Genomic DNA, 16593 nt, shown 5'->3' with positions numbered 1-16593 from the left:
GCGTGGGCGTGGCCCTGGCTGCCGTAACCAAGGACCGCGACCTTGCGGCCCTGGATGATGGACAGGTCGGCATCGTCGTCGTAGAACAGCTCGGCCACTGGGTCTTCTCCTTGGTGTGCAGGTGTTGCGTCCCACCGTACGGCGGGGTGCGTCAGTTACGTTTTCGGGTCTCGCCATACGAGCGGCGAGGCGGCTACGCCGTGCGGTCGAGGGCGCGCAGGGAACGGTCGGTGATCGAGCGCGCGCCACGTCCTATGGCGATGGTGCCGGACTGGACGAGCTCCTTGATGCCGTACTGCTCCAGCATCTTGAGCATCGCCTCCAGCTTGTCGGCGCCGCCGGTCGCCTCGATCGTGACGGCCTCCGGGGAGACGTCCACGGTCTTGGCGCGGAACAGCTGGACGATCTCGACGATCTGGGAACGGGTCTCGCTGTCGGCGCGGACCTTCACCAGGACGAGCTCGCGCTGGATCGCAGCGGCGGGCTCGAGTTCGACGATCTTCAGGACGTTGACCAGCTTGTTGAGCTGCTTGGTCACCTGCTCCAGGGGCAGGCCCTCGACATTCACCACAATCGTGATGCGGGAGATGTCGGGATGTTCGGTGGTACCGACCGCGAGCGAGTCGATGTTGAAGCCGCGGCGGGAGAACAGGGCGGTGATCCGGGCGAGGACACCGGGCTTGTTCTCGACCAGGACGGAGAGCGTGTGCTTGGTGGACATGGAGTCGGTCTCTCTCTGTCTCTCAGTCGTCTTCGTTGTCGCCGAAGTCGGGGCGGACACCGCGGGCTGCCATGACCTCGTCGTTGGAGGTGCCGGCGGCGACCATCGGCCACACCATGGCGTCCTCGTGGACGATGAAGTCGACGACGACCGGGCGGTCGTTGATGGCGTTGGCCTCGGCGATGACCTTGTCGAGGTCGGCCGGGTCCTCGCAGCGGATCGCGTAGCAGCCCATGGCCTCGGACAGCTTGACGAAGTCGGGCACCCGGGTGCCCTTCGCCGCGTTGCCTTCGGTGTCGGCGCCGGAGTGCAGCACGGTGTTGGAGTACCGCTGGTTGTAGAAGAGGGTCTGCCACTGGCGGACCATCCCGAGCGCGCCGTTGTTGATGATCGCGACCTTGATCGGGATGTTGTTGAGCGCGCAGGTGGTGAGTTCCTGATTGGTCATCTGGAAGCAGCCGTCACCGTCGATCGCCCAGACCGAGCGGTCCGGCATCCCGGCCTTGGCGCCCATCGCCGCCGGCACCGCGTACCCCATCGTCCCGGCGCCGCCGGAGTTCAGCCAGGTGGCGGGCTGCTCGTACTGGATGAAGTGCGAGGCCCACATCTGGTGCTGGCCGACGCCCGCCGCGAAGATCGTGCCCTCGGGGGCGAGTTCGCCGATCCGCTGGATGACCTGCTGCGGCGAGAGGCTGCCGTCCTCCGGCAGGTCGTAGCCGACCGGGTAGGTCTCGCGCCAGCGGTTGAGGTCCTTCCACCAGGCGGTGTAGTCGCCGGTGTGGCCCTCGGTGTGCTCGGCCTGGACTGCCTGGACGAGGTCGGCGATGACCTCGCGGGCGTCACCGACGATCGGCACGTCGGCGTCGCGGTTCTTGCCGATCTCCGCCGGGTCGATGTCGGCGTGCACGATCTTGGCGTACGGGGCGAAGCTGTCCAGCTTGCCGGTGACGCGGTCGTCGAACCGGGCGCCGAGCGCGACGATCAGGTCGGCCTTCTGCAGCGCGGTGACGGCGGTGACCGCACCGTGCATGCCGGGCATTCCCACGTGCAGCGGGTGGCTGTCGGGGAAGGAGCCGAGCGCCATCAGCGTGGTGGTGACGGGCGCTCCGGTGAGCTCGGCCAGCACCTTCAGTTCGGCGGTGGCTCCGGCCTTCATGACGCCGCCGCCCACGTACAGCACCGGGCGCTTGGCCTGGGTGATGAGCCTGGCGGCCTCGCGGATCTGCTTGGCGTGCGGCTTGGTGACCGGACGGTAGCCGGGCAGGTCCATCACCGGCGGCCAGCTGAAGGTGGTCTTCGACTGGAGGGCGTCCTTGGCGATGTCGACGAGGACGGGGCCGGGACGGCCGGTGGAGGCGATGTGGAAGGCCTCCGCGATCGTGTGCGCGATGTCCTCGGCGCGGGTGACCAGGAAGTTGTGCTTGGTGATCGGCATCGTGATGCCGCAGATGTCGGCTTCCTGGAAGGCGTCCGTACCGATGGCGGCCGAGGCCACCTGGCCGGTGATCGCGACCATCGGCACGGAGTCCATGGCCGCGTCGGCGATCGGGGTGACCAGGTTGGTGGCGCCCGGCCCGGAGGTGACCATGCAGACACCGACCTTGCCGGTGGCCTGTGCGTAGCCGGTGGCCGCGTGACCCGCGCCCTGCTCGTGGCGGACCAGGATGTGACGGACCCGGGTGGAGTCCATCAGCGGGTCGTACGCCGGCAGGATGCAACCGCCGGGGAGTCCGAATACGGTGTCGGCCCCGACTTCCTCGAGAGAACGGATGAGGGACTGCGCGCCCGTGAGGTGCTCAACGGCGGCGGTGGACGGTCCGCCGGTACGGGCCCGCGGCTGGGGATGGTGGGCCCCGGTGGCCTGCTCGGTCATCGGCATTCTCTTCTCGAAGCTGAGGGTTTTTGCGAGTGTTTTACGACGTTTTGCGTAGTACCGGTGCAACAAAAAACCCCTCGTGCCGTGAGGCAAGCGAGGGGAGCGCGCCGGTGCGGTCTGCAGAGTGTCATCGAGGGACCCTGCTTCAGCCGACGCGCTTTCCAAGTACGAGAATTCGGGTGCGCATGGCATTGACCCTCTCTCCGACGCACTCGGCGTGTCAAGTGGGTGGGATGGGCGTCTCAGCATGTGAGCCGCTGAGGAGCGGGATCGAGCCGCCCGCCAGGACCGGTTGAGCGGCCGGGCTGCCGGGTACCGGGAACTCGCCGCGGACCAGGACGCGGCGCAGCCGGTACTCGTCCAACGGCCCGGAGAAGGCCATGCCCTGGCCGTGCGTACAGCCCATGGCGCGCAGGGCGAGGACCTGCTCCGGCACGTCGACGCCGTCGGCCACGGACTGCATCCCGAGGTCGCACGCGATCCGCAGCAGCCCGCTGGTGATCTTGTGCAGCCGGGCGGACTCGACGACGCCCTCGACCAGACCGCGGTCCAGTTTCAGTACGTCGATGGGGAGCCGGCGCAGGGCGTTGATCGCGGCGTAGCCGCTGCCGAAGCCGTCGAGCGCGATGCGCACACCGAGCCGGCGCAGGGCCACCAGCCGCTGTTCGAGTTCGTCGAAGGACACCCTCGGGTCGCTGTCGGAGACCTCGATCATCAGCGCCCCGGACGGCAGCCCGTAGCGGGTGAGCAGCGCCTCGACGGAGCCGAACGGCACCCCCTTGTCGAGCAGCCGGCGGGCGGAGAGCCGGACGGCGACGGAGACCTGGTGTCCGGCTCTGGCCCGCTCCGCGGCCTGCTCGACGGCCTCTTCGAGGAGCCAGCGGCCCAGCTCCGCGGTGCGGTCGCTGTCCTCGGCGACGCGGAGGAACTCGGCGGGGGTGAACAGGATGCCCTGGGCGGAGCGCCAGCGGGCCTGTGCCGCGACGGCGGCGACCCTGCCGCTGGTCAGATGGACCACGGGCTGGTGGAGCAGCGCGAATTCCCCCTCGCGCAGGGCGGTGCGCAGCCGGGCCGCCAGCTCGGAGCGGCGTACCACCTCGGCCTGCATCTGCGGGGCGTACAGCTCGACGCGGTCCTTGCCGCCCGCCTTGGCGCGGTACATGGCGAGGTCCGCGTTGCGCATGAGGTCGGTGGGGGTGATGGACGGCTCGGCGAAGGCGACCCCGATGGAGGCGGTGACCCGGACCTCGCCGGCGCCGATCCGGTAGGGCTGGGAGAGGGTGAGGCGCAGCCGGTCGGCGATCTCGTGGACCTGGTACTCGCGGGCGGTCTGCTCGCGGCTGCCGTCACCGACGATGAGGGCGGCGAACTCGTCACCGCCGAGCCGGGCGGCGGTGTCCCCGGCCCGTACGGAGTCCTGGAGGCGGCGGGCGGCCTGGATGAGGAGCTCGTCGCCCGCCTGGTGGCCGAGCCGGTCGTTGGCCGCCTTGAAGCCGTCGAGGTCGATGAAGAGCACGGCGGTGCCCGCGTCACCGGACCGGCGGCCGCCGAGGGTCTGGCGGACCCGGTCGGTGAAGAGGGCGCGGTTGGGCAGGTCGGTGAGCGGGTCGTGCTCCGCGTTGTGCTGCAACTGGGCCTGGAGCCGGACCCGCTCGGTGACGTCGCGGCTGTTGAGGATCAGCCCGCCCTGGTGGCGGTTGACGGTGGACTCGACATTCAGCCATTCACCGCTGCCGGACCTGAAGCGGCACTCGATACGGGTGGTGGGTTCCTCTGCCGGGGGTGCGGCGAGGAAGCGGCGCACCTCGTGCACCACCCCGCCCAGGTCGTCGGGGTGGATGATCGAGGCGAGCTCCGCACCGATGAGGTCGTCCGCGTCGCGCCCGTAGACACCGGAGGCGGCGGGGCTGACGTAGCGGAGTATGCCGGTCGGGGCGGCGATCATGATGACATCGCTGGAGCCCTGCACCAGGGAGCGGAAGTGGTTCTCCTTCTGGGCCAGTTCCTGGGTGAGCGCGATGTTGTCGACGAGCATGATGCCCTGCCGGACGACCAGTGCGAGCACCACCGTGCATCCGGTGAAGACCACGACACGGTCCACCCGGCGGCCCTCGATCACGTTGTAGAGGATGCCCAGGGTGCAGACGGCGGCGGCGAGGTACGGCGTCAGCGCGGCCAGCGAACCGGCGATGGGGCGGCTGGTGGTACGTGGCACGGGCGGCTGCTCGACGGCGCCGCCCCCCTCCCGGCCCGCCCCCCAGGGGGCGTACGCGAGGAGCAGTGAACCGGCGAACCAGCCCGCGTCGAGCAACTGGCCGGAATGGTACGTCTGGCGCAGCAGCGGCGAGGTGAACAGAGCGTCGCACAGGACGGTCAGCGCGAGGGCGGCGATGGCGGTGTTGACCGCGGCGCGGTTGACGCTGGACCGACGGAAGTGCAGGGCGAGCACCATGGAGACCAGCACGATGTCGAGCAGCGGGTAGGCCAGCGAGAGCGCCGCCCGCGCCACGCTGGCGCCCTCGACGTCCGCCAGATGTGCCGTGTGGGCGAGGGCGAGGCTCCAGGAGAGCGTGAGGAGCGATCCGCCGATCAGCCAGGAGTCGAGTGCCAGGCAGACCCAGCCGGCCCGGGTGACGGGACGCTTGGCGAGGACGAGCAGTCCGACGATCGCGGGCGGCGCGAAGCAGAGGTAGAAGAGGTCGGCGAGGGAGGGGCTGGGCACCGGGAGTCCGCGCACGAACTCGTACCAGCCCCAGACCGCGTTGCCCCCGGCCGCCATGAGCGAGGAGAGCGAGAACAGCAGCCAGGCCGGCCGGAACCGGTTGTCCGCCGCGCGGGCGAAGAGGAAGCAGGACACGGCGGCGGCCAGGGCGGCTGTACTGAGGCCGAAGTCACCCATGAAGAGCGCCAGTTGCGCCGATCCCCAGCCGACGCCCGCACCCACCGCGTACCCGGCGCAGGCGAGGCCGAGGAGGAGCTGGGGAAGCAGCGCGGGCGCCCTCCCGACGGCCGGGCGCCGGGTCGGGAGCGCCCCGCGGGTGCCCGTGGGCGCGCTCACCGGGGTGCTCCGGAGGTCTCCGGACGGCCGCGGCGCCGGCGCACCGGACGCGTCGCCGACCGCCTTCGGCCACCCCGCCGTTTCGGATCGTTCGCCCATCGGCCGTACATCGCCCGTCGCCCCCTCGCGTGTGGCTTCCTCCCCGGCACCGTCCCTTCCACGGCGCAGCCTCCCTTTCGGGACGATACACCAGACTCGTCACGCAGGGACATAGTTCCTCTACTCTCCGTGACGAACTGGGGACTTGTCGGCACCTGGCGCCGCGGAGCGTGCTCGCAGCGTGTTCAGCCGGTGGTGCGCACGACGTTGTGGACCGGTTCCCCCGCGGCGAAACGGCTGAGCTGTCCGGCGATCAGACGCTTGGCGCGCGGCAGGAACGCCGAGGTGCTGCCTCCCACGTGCGGGGTGATCAGGACGTTCGGAGCATGCCAGAGGGGATGGCCGGAAGGGAGCGGTTCCGGGTCGGTGACGTCGAGTGCGGCGTGCAGCCGTCCGGACTCGAGTTCGGACAGCAGGGCCTCGGTGTCGACGACACCGCCGCGGGCGACGTTCACCAGCAGTCCCCCGTCCGGCATCGCCGCGAGGAAGTCCGCGCCCACCAGCCCTTGTGTGGAGGGGTTCAGCGGGGTGGACAGAATCACGATGTCGGCTTCGGGCAACAGTGCGGGCAGGTCGTCGAGCGTATGTACGGGTCCGCGTGCGGTTGTCCGCGCGGAGCGTGCGACGCGCGCCACCCGCGCGCACTCGAAGGGCGCGAGCCGGTCCTCTATCGCGGAGCCGATCGATCCGTACCCGACGATCAGCACGGACTTGTCGGCGAGCGCCGGGTAGAAACCGGAGCGCCACTCCTCGTTGTCCTGGCCGCGCACGAACCCGGGGAAGCCGCGCAGGGAGGCGAGGATCAGGGCGAGGGTCAGCTCTGCGGTGGACGCCTCGTGGACTCCCTTGGCGTTGCACAGCCGTACACCGGCGGGCAGCAGACCGAGCCCCGGCTCGACATGGTCGATGCCCGCGGAGAGGGTCTGCACGACCCGCACCGCGCTCATCCCGGCGAGCGGACGGACCGCGACCTCCGGGCCCTTCATGTACGGAACGACGTAGAAGGCGCAGTGCGCGGGGTCGGCCGGGTAGTCCTGCCCGCCGTCCCAGAATCGGTAGTTGAGACCCTCGGGGAGTCCTTCGATCCCGTCGGCCGGAATCGGCAGCCACACTTCGGGGGCCGCGGTGGAACGCGTGGTGGAAGTCATGGTCAGGAGGCTATGCGAAGGCGTGCGGGGAGCAGAGGTTAGCTTTGGGGGTCCGGAGTGATCCCGTGCGGCGGGGCCGAGGGAGGGTTCGGGGAGTTGGAGCGCAGGAGTCTCGGTGCGGCGGCGCTCGCCGTGGGCGCGGTCGGTCTCGGCTGCATGCCGATGAGCTGGGCGTACGGCGCCTCCCAGCAGCGTGGCGACCATGCCTTGCGCGCGGTGCACGCGGCGCTCGACGCGGGCGTCCAGTTGCTCGACACGGCGGACATGTACGGCCCGTTCACCAATGAGCTGCTGCTGGGGCGGGCGCTGAAGGGGCGCCGTGCGGAGGCCTTCCTCTCCACCAAGTGCGGGCTGCTGGTGGGCGATCAGCACATCGTGGCCAATGGCCGGCCCGGCTATGTGCGGCGGGCGTGCGACGCCTCGCTGCGACGGCTTCAGACCGATGTGATCGATCTGTACCAGCTGCACCGGGCCGATCCCGAGGTGCCCGTCGAGGAGACCTGGGGCGCGATGGCGGAACTGGTGGCCGCGGGGAAGGTGCGGGCCCTCGGGCTGTGCGCGATCGGGGCGCGGGCCTCGCGCCGGCCGGGTGCGCGACTGCATGACGGAACGATCCGGCAGCTGGAACGGGTGCAGCAGGTGTTCCCCGTGAGCGCCGTGCAGGCGGAGCTCTCTGTGTGGTCGCCGCAGGCGCTGGAATCGCTGCTTCCGTGGTGTGCGGCGCGGGGTGTGGGCTTCCTGGCGGCGATGCCGCTGGGCAACGGCTATCTGACGGGGACGCTCACCCCGGGGCAGGGCTTCGAGCCGGAGGATCTGCGGGCCAGGCATCCGCGGTTCACCGCCGAGATGATGGCGGCGAACCAGCCGGTGGTGGTGGGGCTGCGGCGGGTTGCCGAACGGCACGGGGCGACGCCCGCGCAGGTGGCGCTGGCCTGGGTGCTGCGGCAGGGGCCGCAGGTGGTTCCGGTGCCCGGGACCAAGCGGGAGCGCTGGGCGGTGGAGAACGCGGGGGCGGCCGGTCTGGCACTGACGGCCCAGGACCTGGCGGAGATCGACCGGCTGCCGCCGGCCCGGGAGTCGTGGGCTGAGCGAGGTCGGTGAGGCGGAAGAAGGACGCCGGGCGCTCGCCGCTGCCCCGTGGCGCCGGCCCCTGACCGAGAAACTCGGCCGTCATCGGGAACCTCGCGCCGGGCGGCGGTGTAAGAACAGTGGACAGGCTGCCGTCGAAGGGATCGGTGCGGTGTTCGGATCTGGGCAGGACCCGGTGATGCGTCAGGTGGCGCGTCACGGGAGTGGTCGCGTTGGGCGGCGGCAGGCGGGAGTGCGGCGCGGTGCGGTGGCCGTGCTGGCGGCCGGTGCCCTGGTGCTCGCCGCGGGGTGCTCCTCGCAGGAGGGGATGGAGAGCACCGCGGGCCAGGGAGCGAGATCGCCGGCCGGGTCCTCGCCGGCCACGTCGAGCCCGGCGGCCTCCCCGTCCGCCTCGCGTCCCGCGGCCGATCTGCCGCCCGCGAAGGGCTCGGTGAAGGTGGTGTCGACCCTCACGGAGGGGCTGGACTCGCCATGGGGCCTGACAGCACTGCCGGACGGCGACCTGCTGGTCTCCTCGCGCGACAAGGGGACGATCACCAGGGTCGACGCGAAGAGCGGGAAGAAGACGCTGCTGGGCACCGTGCCCGGAGTGGCTCCCGCCGGGGAGGGCGGGCTGCTGGGCATCGCCGTCTCCCCCACCTTCGGCACCGACCATCTGGTGTACGCGTACTTCACCACCGCCTCGGACAACCGCATCGCCCGCATGCTCTACAACGAGAAGGGCACCAGCCCCGGTCAGCTGCTGGGCGCTCCCGACACGATTCTGCGCGGCATCCCGAAGGGCTCCGTCCACAACGGCGGGCGCATCGCCTTCGGCCCCGACCACATGCTGTACGCAGGGACGGGCGAGACGGGCGATCACGGCTTCGCGCAGGACAAGAAGTCCCTGGCCGGCAAGATCCTGCGGATGACACCGGACGGCGAGCCGCTGCACGGCAATCCGCGGGCCGACTCCGTGGTGTATTCGTACGGTCACCGCAATGTGCAGGGGCTGGCCTGGGACAACCACAAGCAGCTGTGGGCGTCCGAATTCGGCCAGGACACCTGGGACGAGCTGAACCTGATCGTGCCGGGCGGGAACTACGGCTGGCCGGACGTCGAGGGCAAGGCGGGCAAAGCGGGGTTCCGGGATCCCGTGGCACAGTGGAAGACGTCCGAGGCGTCACCGAGCGGCATCGCCTTCGCCAAGGGCTCCATCTGGATGGCCGGTCTGCGCGGTGAGCGGCTCTGGCGGATTCCGCTGTCCGGTACGGCGGACAAGGAACCTCTGGCGGCCCCGCAGTCGTTCCTGAAGGGGAAGTACGGCCGCCTGCGCACCGTGCTCGCGGCCGGCGGCAACAAGCTCTATCTCGTGACGAGCGAGACGGACACCCGTGGCACCCCGAAGCCGGGAGACGACAAGATCCTGGTGCTGGAGGTGCGGTAGCGGCTACAGCAGGCGGAAGGGTGCGCGGCCCGTGTTCAACTTCTTCGAGGAACTCTTCGCACCGGGCCGCAAGCACGCTGCCGAGGAACAGCGGCGGCTGGAGCTGAGCCGGGTGGATCTCGGCATCGGCGACCCGGCGCGCGGCCCGATAGACCTCACCTCGGGCAAGGTCGTGGTCCGCCGGCCGGACGCCGAGGACGGAGACCCCGGCGGTGCGGACACCGGGGGCCCGGATCGGAACGAAGGACCCCGGGACTGACCGGGACAGCCCTCAGGCACCCGTCGGCGTGCGGTAGAGGCGCAGCCGGTGGGCGAGTGCGGCGGCCTCGCCCCGGCTCGCCACCCCGAGCTTGGCCAGGATGTTGGAGACGTGGACGCTCGCGGTCTTCGGCGAGATGTAGAGCTCCTCGGCGATCCGGCGGTTGGTGTGGCCGTCGGCGACGAGCCGGTGCACGTCCTGTTCGCGCCGGGTCAGCCCGAAGGACTCCACAGCGGCGGCGGCCGCGGCCCGGAGCTGCTCCTCGGAGTGGTCCCGCCCGGTCTGTCCGTCGGCGGCGCTGTCGCCGTCCGGGACCGTGACGGCCACCAGGATCTCGTCGCCCGAGCCCGCGCCGGCGCCGTGGGGCGCGTCGGGGGCGGTGAGGGTGATGCGGGCGCGGCCGGCCAGCAGCTCGATGGTCTCGGCCAGCGGGCGGGCGCCGAGCCGCAGGGCGGTGCCGTGCGCCTCGCGCAGCAGGGCGGTGGCCGTGGGCCGGTCGCCGGAGGCCACGAGCAGGGCCTCGGCCCAGCGGTGGCGGATCTGGGCCAGTTCGTACGGGCGGTGCAGCGGGGTGAAGGCCCGTGCCGCGCGGGACCAGTGATCCGGGGTGTCGAGGCCTTCGGCACGAGCCAGCTCGGCATCGACGAGCAGACCGTAGGCAGCCCATACGGGGACGACCATCGGCAGTCGTTTGAGGTGTGCGCGGATCAGGGCGAGGTTCGCCGGCCGGCCCGGCTCGGTGGCGGGCAGGCCGCGGGCGTCGGCCTCGGCCGCCGCGACGACGTGCAGCAGAGGCAGGGCGTAGCGCTGGGTGCCGGTCGGGAAGCCGATCTTCGCCTGGGCCTCGAACGCCGTCCGGGCCTCGGAGAAGCGGCCCTGCTGGACGGCGAGGGTGACGGTGTGGCGCACGGCGTTGATGAAGTGCTGGGGCTGCGGGTCGCGGGAGCCGAAGCTCCGCTTGTTCAGCGCGAGTTGCCGTTCGGCCTCGGCGAAGTCTCCTCGCGCGAGCGCCACTTCGGTGCGGCGGGCGGCGACCAGGCCCTGGGGCTTGCGGGAGAGCGCCGTGCGGGCAGCGGCCTCTGTGGTGGCCAGGGCCTGGTCCCAGTGGCCGAGCGAGAACAGGGACATCGCCTGGTTGGTGCGGACCCAGGCCTCCGTGTCGGCGATGCCGTGGCTGTGGCAGATCTCGATCCCGTGGTCGGCGGCGGCCACGGCTTCCAGGGAACGGCCCATGGCTTCGAGGGTGGAGGGGAGATTGATGCTGGCGCGGCCCATGACGCCGATGAGGCACAGCTCGTCGGCCCGGTCGCGGACGGCGTACATCTCGGCGATGCCGTCGTCGGCGTCTCCGGCGTCGGCGGTCAGCCAGCCCCGGGTGAGGCGTGCGTGCAGTTCGATGTACTCGTCGCCGACCAGCCGGGCGTACTCCACGGCCCGGTCCGCGGCGGCGAGGGTCTGGGCACCGGGGCGGTGCAGGGCGCCCCAGCCGGCCACGCTCATCAGCACCTCCGCGTGGACGGCCGAGGGGGGCAGTCCCCGGACCAGCTCCTCGGCGGTGGCCAGCTCGTCCCAGCCGTCGCCCCGGGTGAGGGCCTGGATCAGATGGGAGCGCTGGACCCAGAACCAGGCGGCGCGCAGCGCGTCGTCCTCGCTCTCCAGGATGCGCAGGGCCTTCTTGCAGATGGCGAGGGCCCGTTCGCGGTCGTTGCCGAAGCGGGCGGCGACGGTGGCCTCGGCCATCAGGTCGAGGTAGCTGAGGGGGGTGGCGCTGTCGCGGCCGCAGGCCGGGTAGACCTCGGCGTAGTCGATGGGGCGCAGCGTGCCGCGTATCGCTTCGGGAGCGTCGTCCCACAGCTCCATCGCCCGTTCCAGCAGCCGCAGCTGTTCGGAGAAGGCGTTGCGGTGGCGTGCTTCGACCGAGGCCTTCAGTACGGCGGGCAGGGCCTTGGCGGCATCGTGCGCGCCGTACCAGTAGCTGGCCAGGCGGGTGGCGCGCTCCCCGTCCCGGACGAGGGTGGGGTCGGCCTCCAGGGCCTCGGCGTAACGGCGGTTGAGGCGGGAGCGTTCGCCCGGGAGCAGGTCGTCGCTGACGGCCTCGCGGACCAGGGAGTGCCGGAAGCGGTAGCCGTTGCCCTCCGGGGTGGTGAGCAGCAGATTGGCGCCGACCGCTCCGCGCAGCGCCTCGATGAGGTCGTCCTCGGCGAGGCCGGCGACGGCGGCCAGCAGTTCGTACTCGACCGCGGAGCCGCCTTCGGACACGACCCGGGCGACCCGCTGGGCGTCGTCGGTGAGGGTTTCGACCCTGACCAGGAGGAGGTCGCGCAGTGAGTCGGGGACTCCGTCGCCGTCGCCGCACTCCAGGCTGCAGGCGAGCTCCTCGACGAAGAAGGCGTTGCCGTCGGAGCGCTCGAATATCTCGTCCACCAGGGCCGCTTCCGGGGTGTCCGCGAGGATGCCGGCGAGCTGGCGGCGGACCTCGGCCCGGTTGAAGCGGGCGAGCTCGACGCGGCGGACGGTCCGCAGGCGGTCCAGTTCGGCCAGGAGCGGGCGCAGCGGGTGGCGGCGGTGGATGTCGTCGGACCGGTAGGTGCCGACCACGACGAGGCGGCCGGTGCGCAGCGTACGGAACAGGTAGGCGAGGAGGTGCCGGGTGGAGGCGTCGGACCAGTGCAGGTCCTCCAGGACGAGGACGACCGGGCGCTCCGCCGAGATGCGCTCCAGCAGCCTGCCGGTGAGCTCGAAGAGGCGGGCGGTGCCGTGCTCGTCGGCCGAGTCCCGGCCCGGCTCGCCGAGTTCGGGAAGCAGCCGGGCCAGCTCGCCCTCCTGCCCGGCGCAGGCCGCGGCCATCTCGTCGGGGAGGGTGCGGCGCAGTGCGCGCAGGGCGGCGGAGAAAGGGGCGTACGGCAGGCCGTCCGCGCCGATCTCCACGCAGCCGCCCACGGCGACGACGGCCCCGCGGCGGGCCGCCACCGCGAGGAACTCCTCGACCAGCCGGGTCTTTCCGACGCCCGCCTCGCCACCGACGAGCAGCGCCTGCGGCTCTCCGCAGGCGCAGCCGGCCGGACCGGCTCCTTCCGCGGTGGCGCGGGCGAGCGCGTCGGTGAGCGAGGTGAGTTCACCTGCGCGGCCGACGAACACCGGACTGACTGACCTGGTCTCCACGGAGCCGAGCATCGCATACGGGTCGGACAGCCCGGAGCCGGGAAGCTGGACAGGCATCGTCTTTCGGCCCTTACGCGGCGTGCGCGAACCGTTCCCGTTCCCTGTCCGCGCTCACCGTCCTCTCGCGCTCCTTGCGTGCCGAGCCGCGGGCGGCCCGGTCGGCGCGACGCGCTTCCCTGATGAGCCGCTCGTTGTCTGCGCGGCGGATCAGTTCGGCCTGCCTGATCTTCTGGAACTCCAGCGTGAACATGCGATTCCCCCCTGGTGACGAGGGCCCTTCGGGCCTCGGTGGCGGCAGTTCGTCTGCCGTGCCTCCACTGTCGTCCCCCAGGGGGTGCCGCCGCATCGGGCGAGTTCCGCATCTCTGACGGGCCGGCGCCTTAGGCGGCTGCCCACGCCACCGCACGAGGCCCGTGATCGGCGCCGTGGATGCCTTAGACCGCGCCGGGAGGCGCCGTACGGGAGGGGAAAGCACCTGCCCCCGGGTCAGCTTCCCGCGGTCGCGGCGGGCGCCGTGGGCAGGGCGACGATGAGGTCGAAGTACATGCCGACGGAGATCAGCACACCGATCACCCCGAGCACGATGCCGCCCATGGCCACCGCGCGGACCCAGCCGGCCTGCGGGTGCGCGGACGGGGCGCCGAAGGCGGGGCGGACCAGGACGTAGATGCCGACCAGCAGGGCGACGAGCGCGAAGAGGCCGTTGACCAGGGCGGTGGAGTGCCAGGCGTTGCCGTAGATCTCGGAGATCTGCTGCGCCGCGGAGCCACCGGACGACGTCTTGATCTGCCCGAGGAGGGTCTCGCGCTCGGCGACGACCCGGCCGCTCCAGGCCCCGGTGAGCGCGACGATGCCGAGGCCGACGGAGACGACGGCCGCGGCGGCGGTGCCGAGACCGGCGGACTCCTTGCCGGACTCGTCGTCGTCCAGGCCGAGGTCGAAGTCCTGCTCCGCCGCGGCCTGATCCGCGTCGGCGTCCGTGTCCGCGGACCCGTCCGCGTCGCGGACCGTGGGCTCCGCGGGCTCCGTGCGTGCCTCATCGGGCTGCCCCGCCGTGTCCTTGTCCTCGGCGGTGTCGGTGACGGCCTTCTTCGCCGTCGTCTTCTCTCCGTCGCCCTCGGCGACGGGAGCTGTGGGAGTGGTGGGGTTCATTTCCCGCACGCTAGGTGCCCCGGATGAGAACCTTCTTAACGTCCGGCGGCGCCCCGCTCCCGTACCCCGGCTCAGCCCTGCCCGGCCCGCCGTTCCGGGGCCGGCACGGACCAGGTCTCGGAGTCGTGTCTCACGCCTCGGTACGGGTGGTTCCGGCGCGGCACGCCGTCCCGCGTCGCCCCGAGCCGCTCGGCCCCGTCGCCCCCGGCGATACCGCGGACGTCGTGCCCGTGCCCGCATCTCGCCCACCGCGGTTCCGCGCGGGTCAGCGGACGCGCTCCGCGGCCGGTACGGGCTCGTCGTCCTGGCTCGCGCCCGCCCCCGGGATCTTCGCGCGGGGTGCCCGGCAGTCGGGAGGCTCGATGCTGAGACGCGGCAGTCTGCGGTCCAGCCAGCCCGGCAGCCACCAGTTCGCCCCGCCCAGCAGATGCATCAGGGCGGGAACCAGCAGTGTGCGCAGGACGAAGGCGTCCAGTGCGACGGCGGCGGCGAGCGCGATCCCGAACATCGCGATGACCCGGTCACCGCTGAGCACGAACGCGAGGAAGACCGAGATCATGATCACCGCGGCCGAGTTGATCACCCGGCTGGTCTCCGCGAGGCCGACCCGGACCGCCCGCCGGTTGTCGCCGGTCTCCAGCCACTCCTCGTACATCCGGCCGACCAGGAACACCTGGTAGTCCATGGAGAGGCCGAAGAGCACGGACACCATGATGACCGGCAGGAAGGGTTCGACGGGGCCCGCGCTGCCCAGCCCCAGCAGCTCGCTCCCCCATCCCCACTGGAAGATCGCGACGACCACGCCGAACGAGGAGGCGACCGCCGCCACGTTCATCAGCGCCGCCTTCAGCGGGATGCCGACGGACCGGAAGGCCATCAGCAGGAGCAGGCAGCCGAGCCCTATGACGACACCGATGAAGAGCGGGAGTTTCCCGATGATGATCTGCGCGAAGTCGTCGTAGCTGGCCGTCACGCCGCCCACATGGGTCCGGAGCGAGGTGTTGTCGGCGGCCTTCGGCAGGACGTCCGTACGCAGCCGGTCGACGAGCGCGCTGGTCTGCTGGGACTGCGGCGCCGAGTCCGGGACGACGGTGACGAAAGCGGTGTCGCCGCTGGAGTTGTACGTGACCGGGTAGGCCCACGCGACTCCGTCGGTGGCGCGCAGCGTGGCGGGCAGCGCGTCCATCGCCAGCCGGTCGTCCGCGCCGTCGAGCTGGGCGGCGATGGTCAGCGGTCCGTTGACGCCGGGGCCGAAGCCGTCGGCCAGCAGGTCGTACGCCTGCCGGGTGGTCGAGGACCTCGCGTTGTTCCCCTGGTCGGAGCTGCCCAGGTGGAGCGAGAAGGTGGGGATCGCGAGGACCAGCATCACCACCACGGCGATCCCGCCGAGCAGTTTGGGGTGCCGCTCGACGAAGGCGGACCAGCGCGCGGCGAACCCGGTGGGCAGGTCCGGCTGCGGGCCGTGCTCGGCGAGCTGTCTGCGCTCGCGCCTGCTCAGCGCCCTCATGCCGATGAAGGACAGCAGGGCCGGCAGCAGCGTCACGGCGGCCGCCACGGTCAGCACGACGGTGAGCGAGGCGGCGACGGCGACCCCGTTGAGGAAGCTCAGCCGCAGGATCAGCATGCCCAGCAGTGCGATGCAGACGGTGGCCCCGGCGAAGACGACAGCCCGTCCGGTCGTGGCGACCGCGTGTTCGGCCGCCTCCGGGACGGTCATGCCGCGCCGGAGCGCTCTGCGGTGCCGGGTGACGATGAAGAGGGCGTAGTCGATGCCGACCCCGAGCCCGACGAGCATCCCGAGCATGGGCGCGAAGTCGGCGACGGTCATCACGTGCCCGAGCAGCACGATCCCCGCGTACGCCGTGCCGACCGAGACGAGAGCGGTGGCGATGGGCAGCATGCTGGCGGCGAGCGAGCCGAAGGCGAGGAAGAGTACGACGGCCGCGACGGCGACCCCGATGGCCTCGCTGAGGTGCACGGCGGGCGCCTCGGTGAGGGCGACGGCCGAGCCGCCCAGTTCGACCCTGAGGTGTTCGCCCGAGGCGGCCTTCGCGGTGCTGACGACCGCCTCTGCCTGCGCCACCGGTACGTCGTCGGCCTGCTGGTCGAAGGTGACCGTGGCGTAGGCCGTGCGCCCGTCCGCGCTGATCTGTCCGGTGCCCGCCTGGGTGTAGGGCCCGCTGACGTCGCCGACACCCGGCAGCCGTTCGACCGCGTGCAGGGTCGCCGTCATCTTCTGCTCGACGTCGGTCGCCCGCACGGTGGAGTCGTCGGTGTGCCAGACGATGGTGTCGGTGTCCCCGCCGAGGTTCGTGAAGCCGCTCTTCAACAGGGCGGCGGCATGGCTGGATTCGGTGCCGGGAGCCTCGTAGTCGTTCGTGTACGAACTGCCCGCGAGCACCGCACCGGCGGCCGTGCCGCCGAGGGCGAGCAGCCAGATGAGGACGGCGACGAGACGGTGTGCGACGCACCAGCGGGCGATAGCGGCCAAGGGACGGGCTCCCTGCGGGTTCGTGGTCTCTCCGGCGGCTCGGCAGAGCCGCCCATGGGAGAACGTAAGACCTTGAGAACCGTCACTCTGACAGCCAACTGTGATCATTTGC

General features: G+C 71.6%; 12 protein-coding genes. 3 read left to right on the top strand and 9 right to left on the bottom strand.

The features are described from left to right. The 5 genes from ACIO3R_RS39135 to ACIO3R_RS39115 form a co-directional block, all read right to left on the bottom strand. Positions 1 to 98, bottom strand: a 98-nt coding sequence (locus tag ACIO3R_RS39135; protein WP_362967588.1) for a hypothetical protein, incomplete at its 3' end; no start/stop codon positions are given. 95 nt (positions 99 to 193) lie between these two features. Beyond that, entirely contained in the window at positions 194 to 721 is a 528-nt protein-coding gene (gene ilvN, locus ACIO3R_RS39130) for an acetolactate synthase small subunit (RefSeq protein ID WP_073738667.1), read from the bottom strand. 22 nt (positions 722 to 743) lie between these two features. Further along, a complete protein-coding gene (locus ACIO3R_RS39125; protein WP_385026379.1) occupies positions 744 to 2600 on the bottom strand; it encodes an acetolactate synthase large subunit in 1857 nt (618 codons plus the stop codon). A 217-nt stretch (positions 2601 to 2817) separates the two neighbouring features. Continuing rightward, on the bottom strand, positions 2818 to 5655 hold the full coding sequence (locus ACIO3R_RS39120) for a putative bifunctional diguanylate cyclase/phosphodiesterase (RefSeq protein ID WP_385026382.1): 2838 nt from the start codon (positions 5653 to 5655) through the stop codon (positions 2818 to 2820). Positions 5656 to 5939: 284 nt separating this feature from the next. Continuing rightward, on the bottom strand, positions 5940 to 6902 hold the full coding sequence (locus ACIO3R_RS39115) for a 2-hydroxyacid dehydrogenase (protein WP_402111881.1): 963 nt from the start codon (positions 6900 to 6902) through the stop codon (positions 5940 to 5942). 96 nt (positions 6903 to 6998) lie between these two features. On the opposite strand from ACIO3R_RS39115, the gene ACIO3R_RS39110 reads away from it, so the two are divergent. From ACIO3R_RS39110 to ACIO3R_RS39100, 3 genes are all read left to right on the top strand, one after another. Next, the gene (locus tag ACIO3R_RS39110) at positions 6999 to 8003 is read left to right on the top strand and encodes an aldo/keto reductase (RefSeq protein WP_385026388.1); all 1005 of its coding nucleotides are present in this window, start codon (positions 6999 to 7001) and stop codon (positions 8001 to 8003) included. 235 nt (positions 8004 to 8238) lie between these two features. Beyond that, positions 8239 to 9417 (top strand): PQQ-dependent sugar dehydrogenase, encoded by a 1179-nt coding sequence (locus tag ACIO3R_RS39105; RefSeq protein ID WP_402111879.1) that lies wholly within the window; start codon positions 8239 to 8241, stop codon positions 9415 to 9417. A 31-nt stretch (positions 9418 to 9448) separates the two neighbouring features. Then, positions 9449 to 9676 carry a DUF6191 domain-containing protein gene (locus ACIO3R_RS39100; protein ID WP_385353339.1) on the top strand — a complete coding sequence of 76 codons (228 nt, stop codon included), beginning with the start codon at positions 9449 to 9451 and terminating at the stop codon, positions 9674 to 9676. 12 nt (positions 9677 to 9688) lie between these two features. Here ACIO3R_RS39100 and ACIO3R_RS39095 read toward each other — a convergent pair whose 3' ends face one another. From ACIO3R_RS39095 to ACIO3R_RS39080, 4 genes are all read right to left on the bottom strand, one after another. After that, a complete protein-coding gene (locus ACIO3R_RS39095) occupies positions 9689 to 12850 on the bottom strand; it encodes an AAA family ATPase (protein ID WP_402111884.1) in 3162 nt (1053 codons plus the stop codon). Between the two features lie 58 nt (positions 12851 to 12908). Next, positions 12909 to 13088, bottom strand: a complete 180-nt coding sequence (locus ACIO3R_RS39090; RefSeq protein ID WP_385026394.1) for a hypothetical protein — start codon at positions 13086 to 13088, stop codon at positions 12909 to 12911. A 236-nt stretch (positions 13089 to 13324) separates the two neighbouring features. Continuing rightward, positions 13325 to 13990 carry a hypothetical protein gene (locus tag ACIO3R_RS39085; RefSeq protein WP_402111877.1) on the bottom strand — a complete coding sequence of 222 codons (666 nt, stop codon included), beginning with the start codon at positions 13988 to 13990 and terminating at the stop codon, positions 13325 to 13327. Positions 13991 to 14255: 265 nt separating this feature from the next. Beyond that, a complete protein-coding gene (locus ACIO3R_RS39080) occupies positions 14256 to 16481 on the bottom strand; it encodes an MMPL family transporter (RefSeq protein WP_402111875.1) in 2226 nt (741 codons plus the stop codon). Positions 16482 to 16593 lie beyond the last annotated feature (112 nt).

The organism is Streptomyces sp. NPDC087428 (assembly GCF_044744085.1).
Lineage (GTDB): Bacteria > Actinomycetota > Actinomycetes > Streptomycetales > Streptomycetaceae > Streptomyces.
Note: the sequence above shows the minus strand (reverse complement) of the source record. Positions and strands in the feature narration are given on the sequence as shown.

Bases quoted from the DNA above. Each gene is read 5' to 3' on its own strand.
- ilvN (WP_073738667.1), bottom strand. From the start codon at position 721: ATGTCCACCAAGCACACGCTCTCCGTCCTGGTCGAGAACAAGCCCGGT.
- ACIO3R_RS39125 (WP_385026379.1), bottom strand. From the start codon at position 2,600: ATGCCGATGACCGAGCAGGCCACCGGGGCCCACCATCCCCAGCCGCGG.
- ACIO3R_RS39115 (WP_402111881.1), bottom strand. From the start codon at position 6,902: ATGACTTCCACCACGCGTTCCACCGCGGCCCCCGAAGTGTGGCTGCCG.
- ACIO3R_RS39095 (WP_402111884.1), bottom strand. From the start codon at position 12,850: ATGCTCGGCTCCGTGGAGACCAGGTCAGTCAGTCCGGTGTTCGTCGGC.
- ACIO3R_RS39090 (WP_385026394.1), bottom strand. From the start codon at position 13,088: ATGTTCACGCTGGAGTTCCAGAAGATCAGGCAGGCCGAACTGATCCGC.
- ACIO3R_RS39085 (WP_402111877.1), bottom strand. From the start codon at position 13,990: ATGAACCCCACCACTCCCACAGCTCCCGTCGCCGAGGGCGACGGAGAG.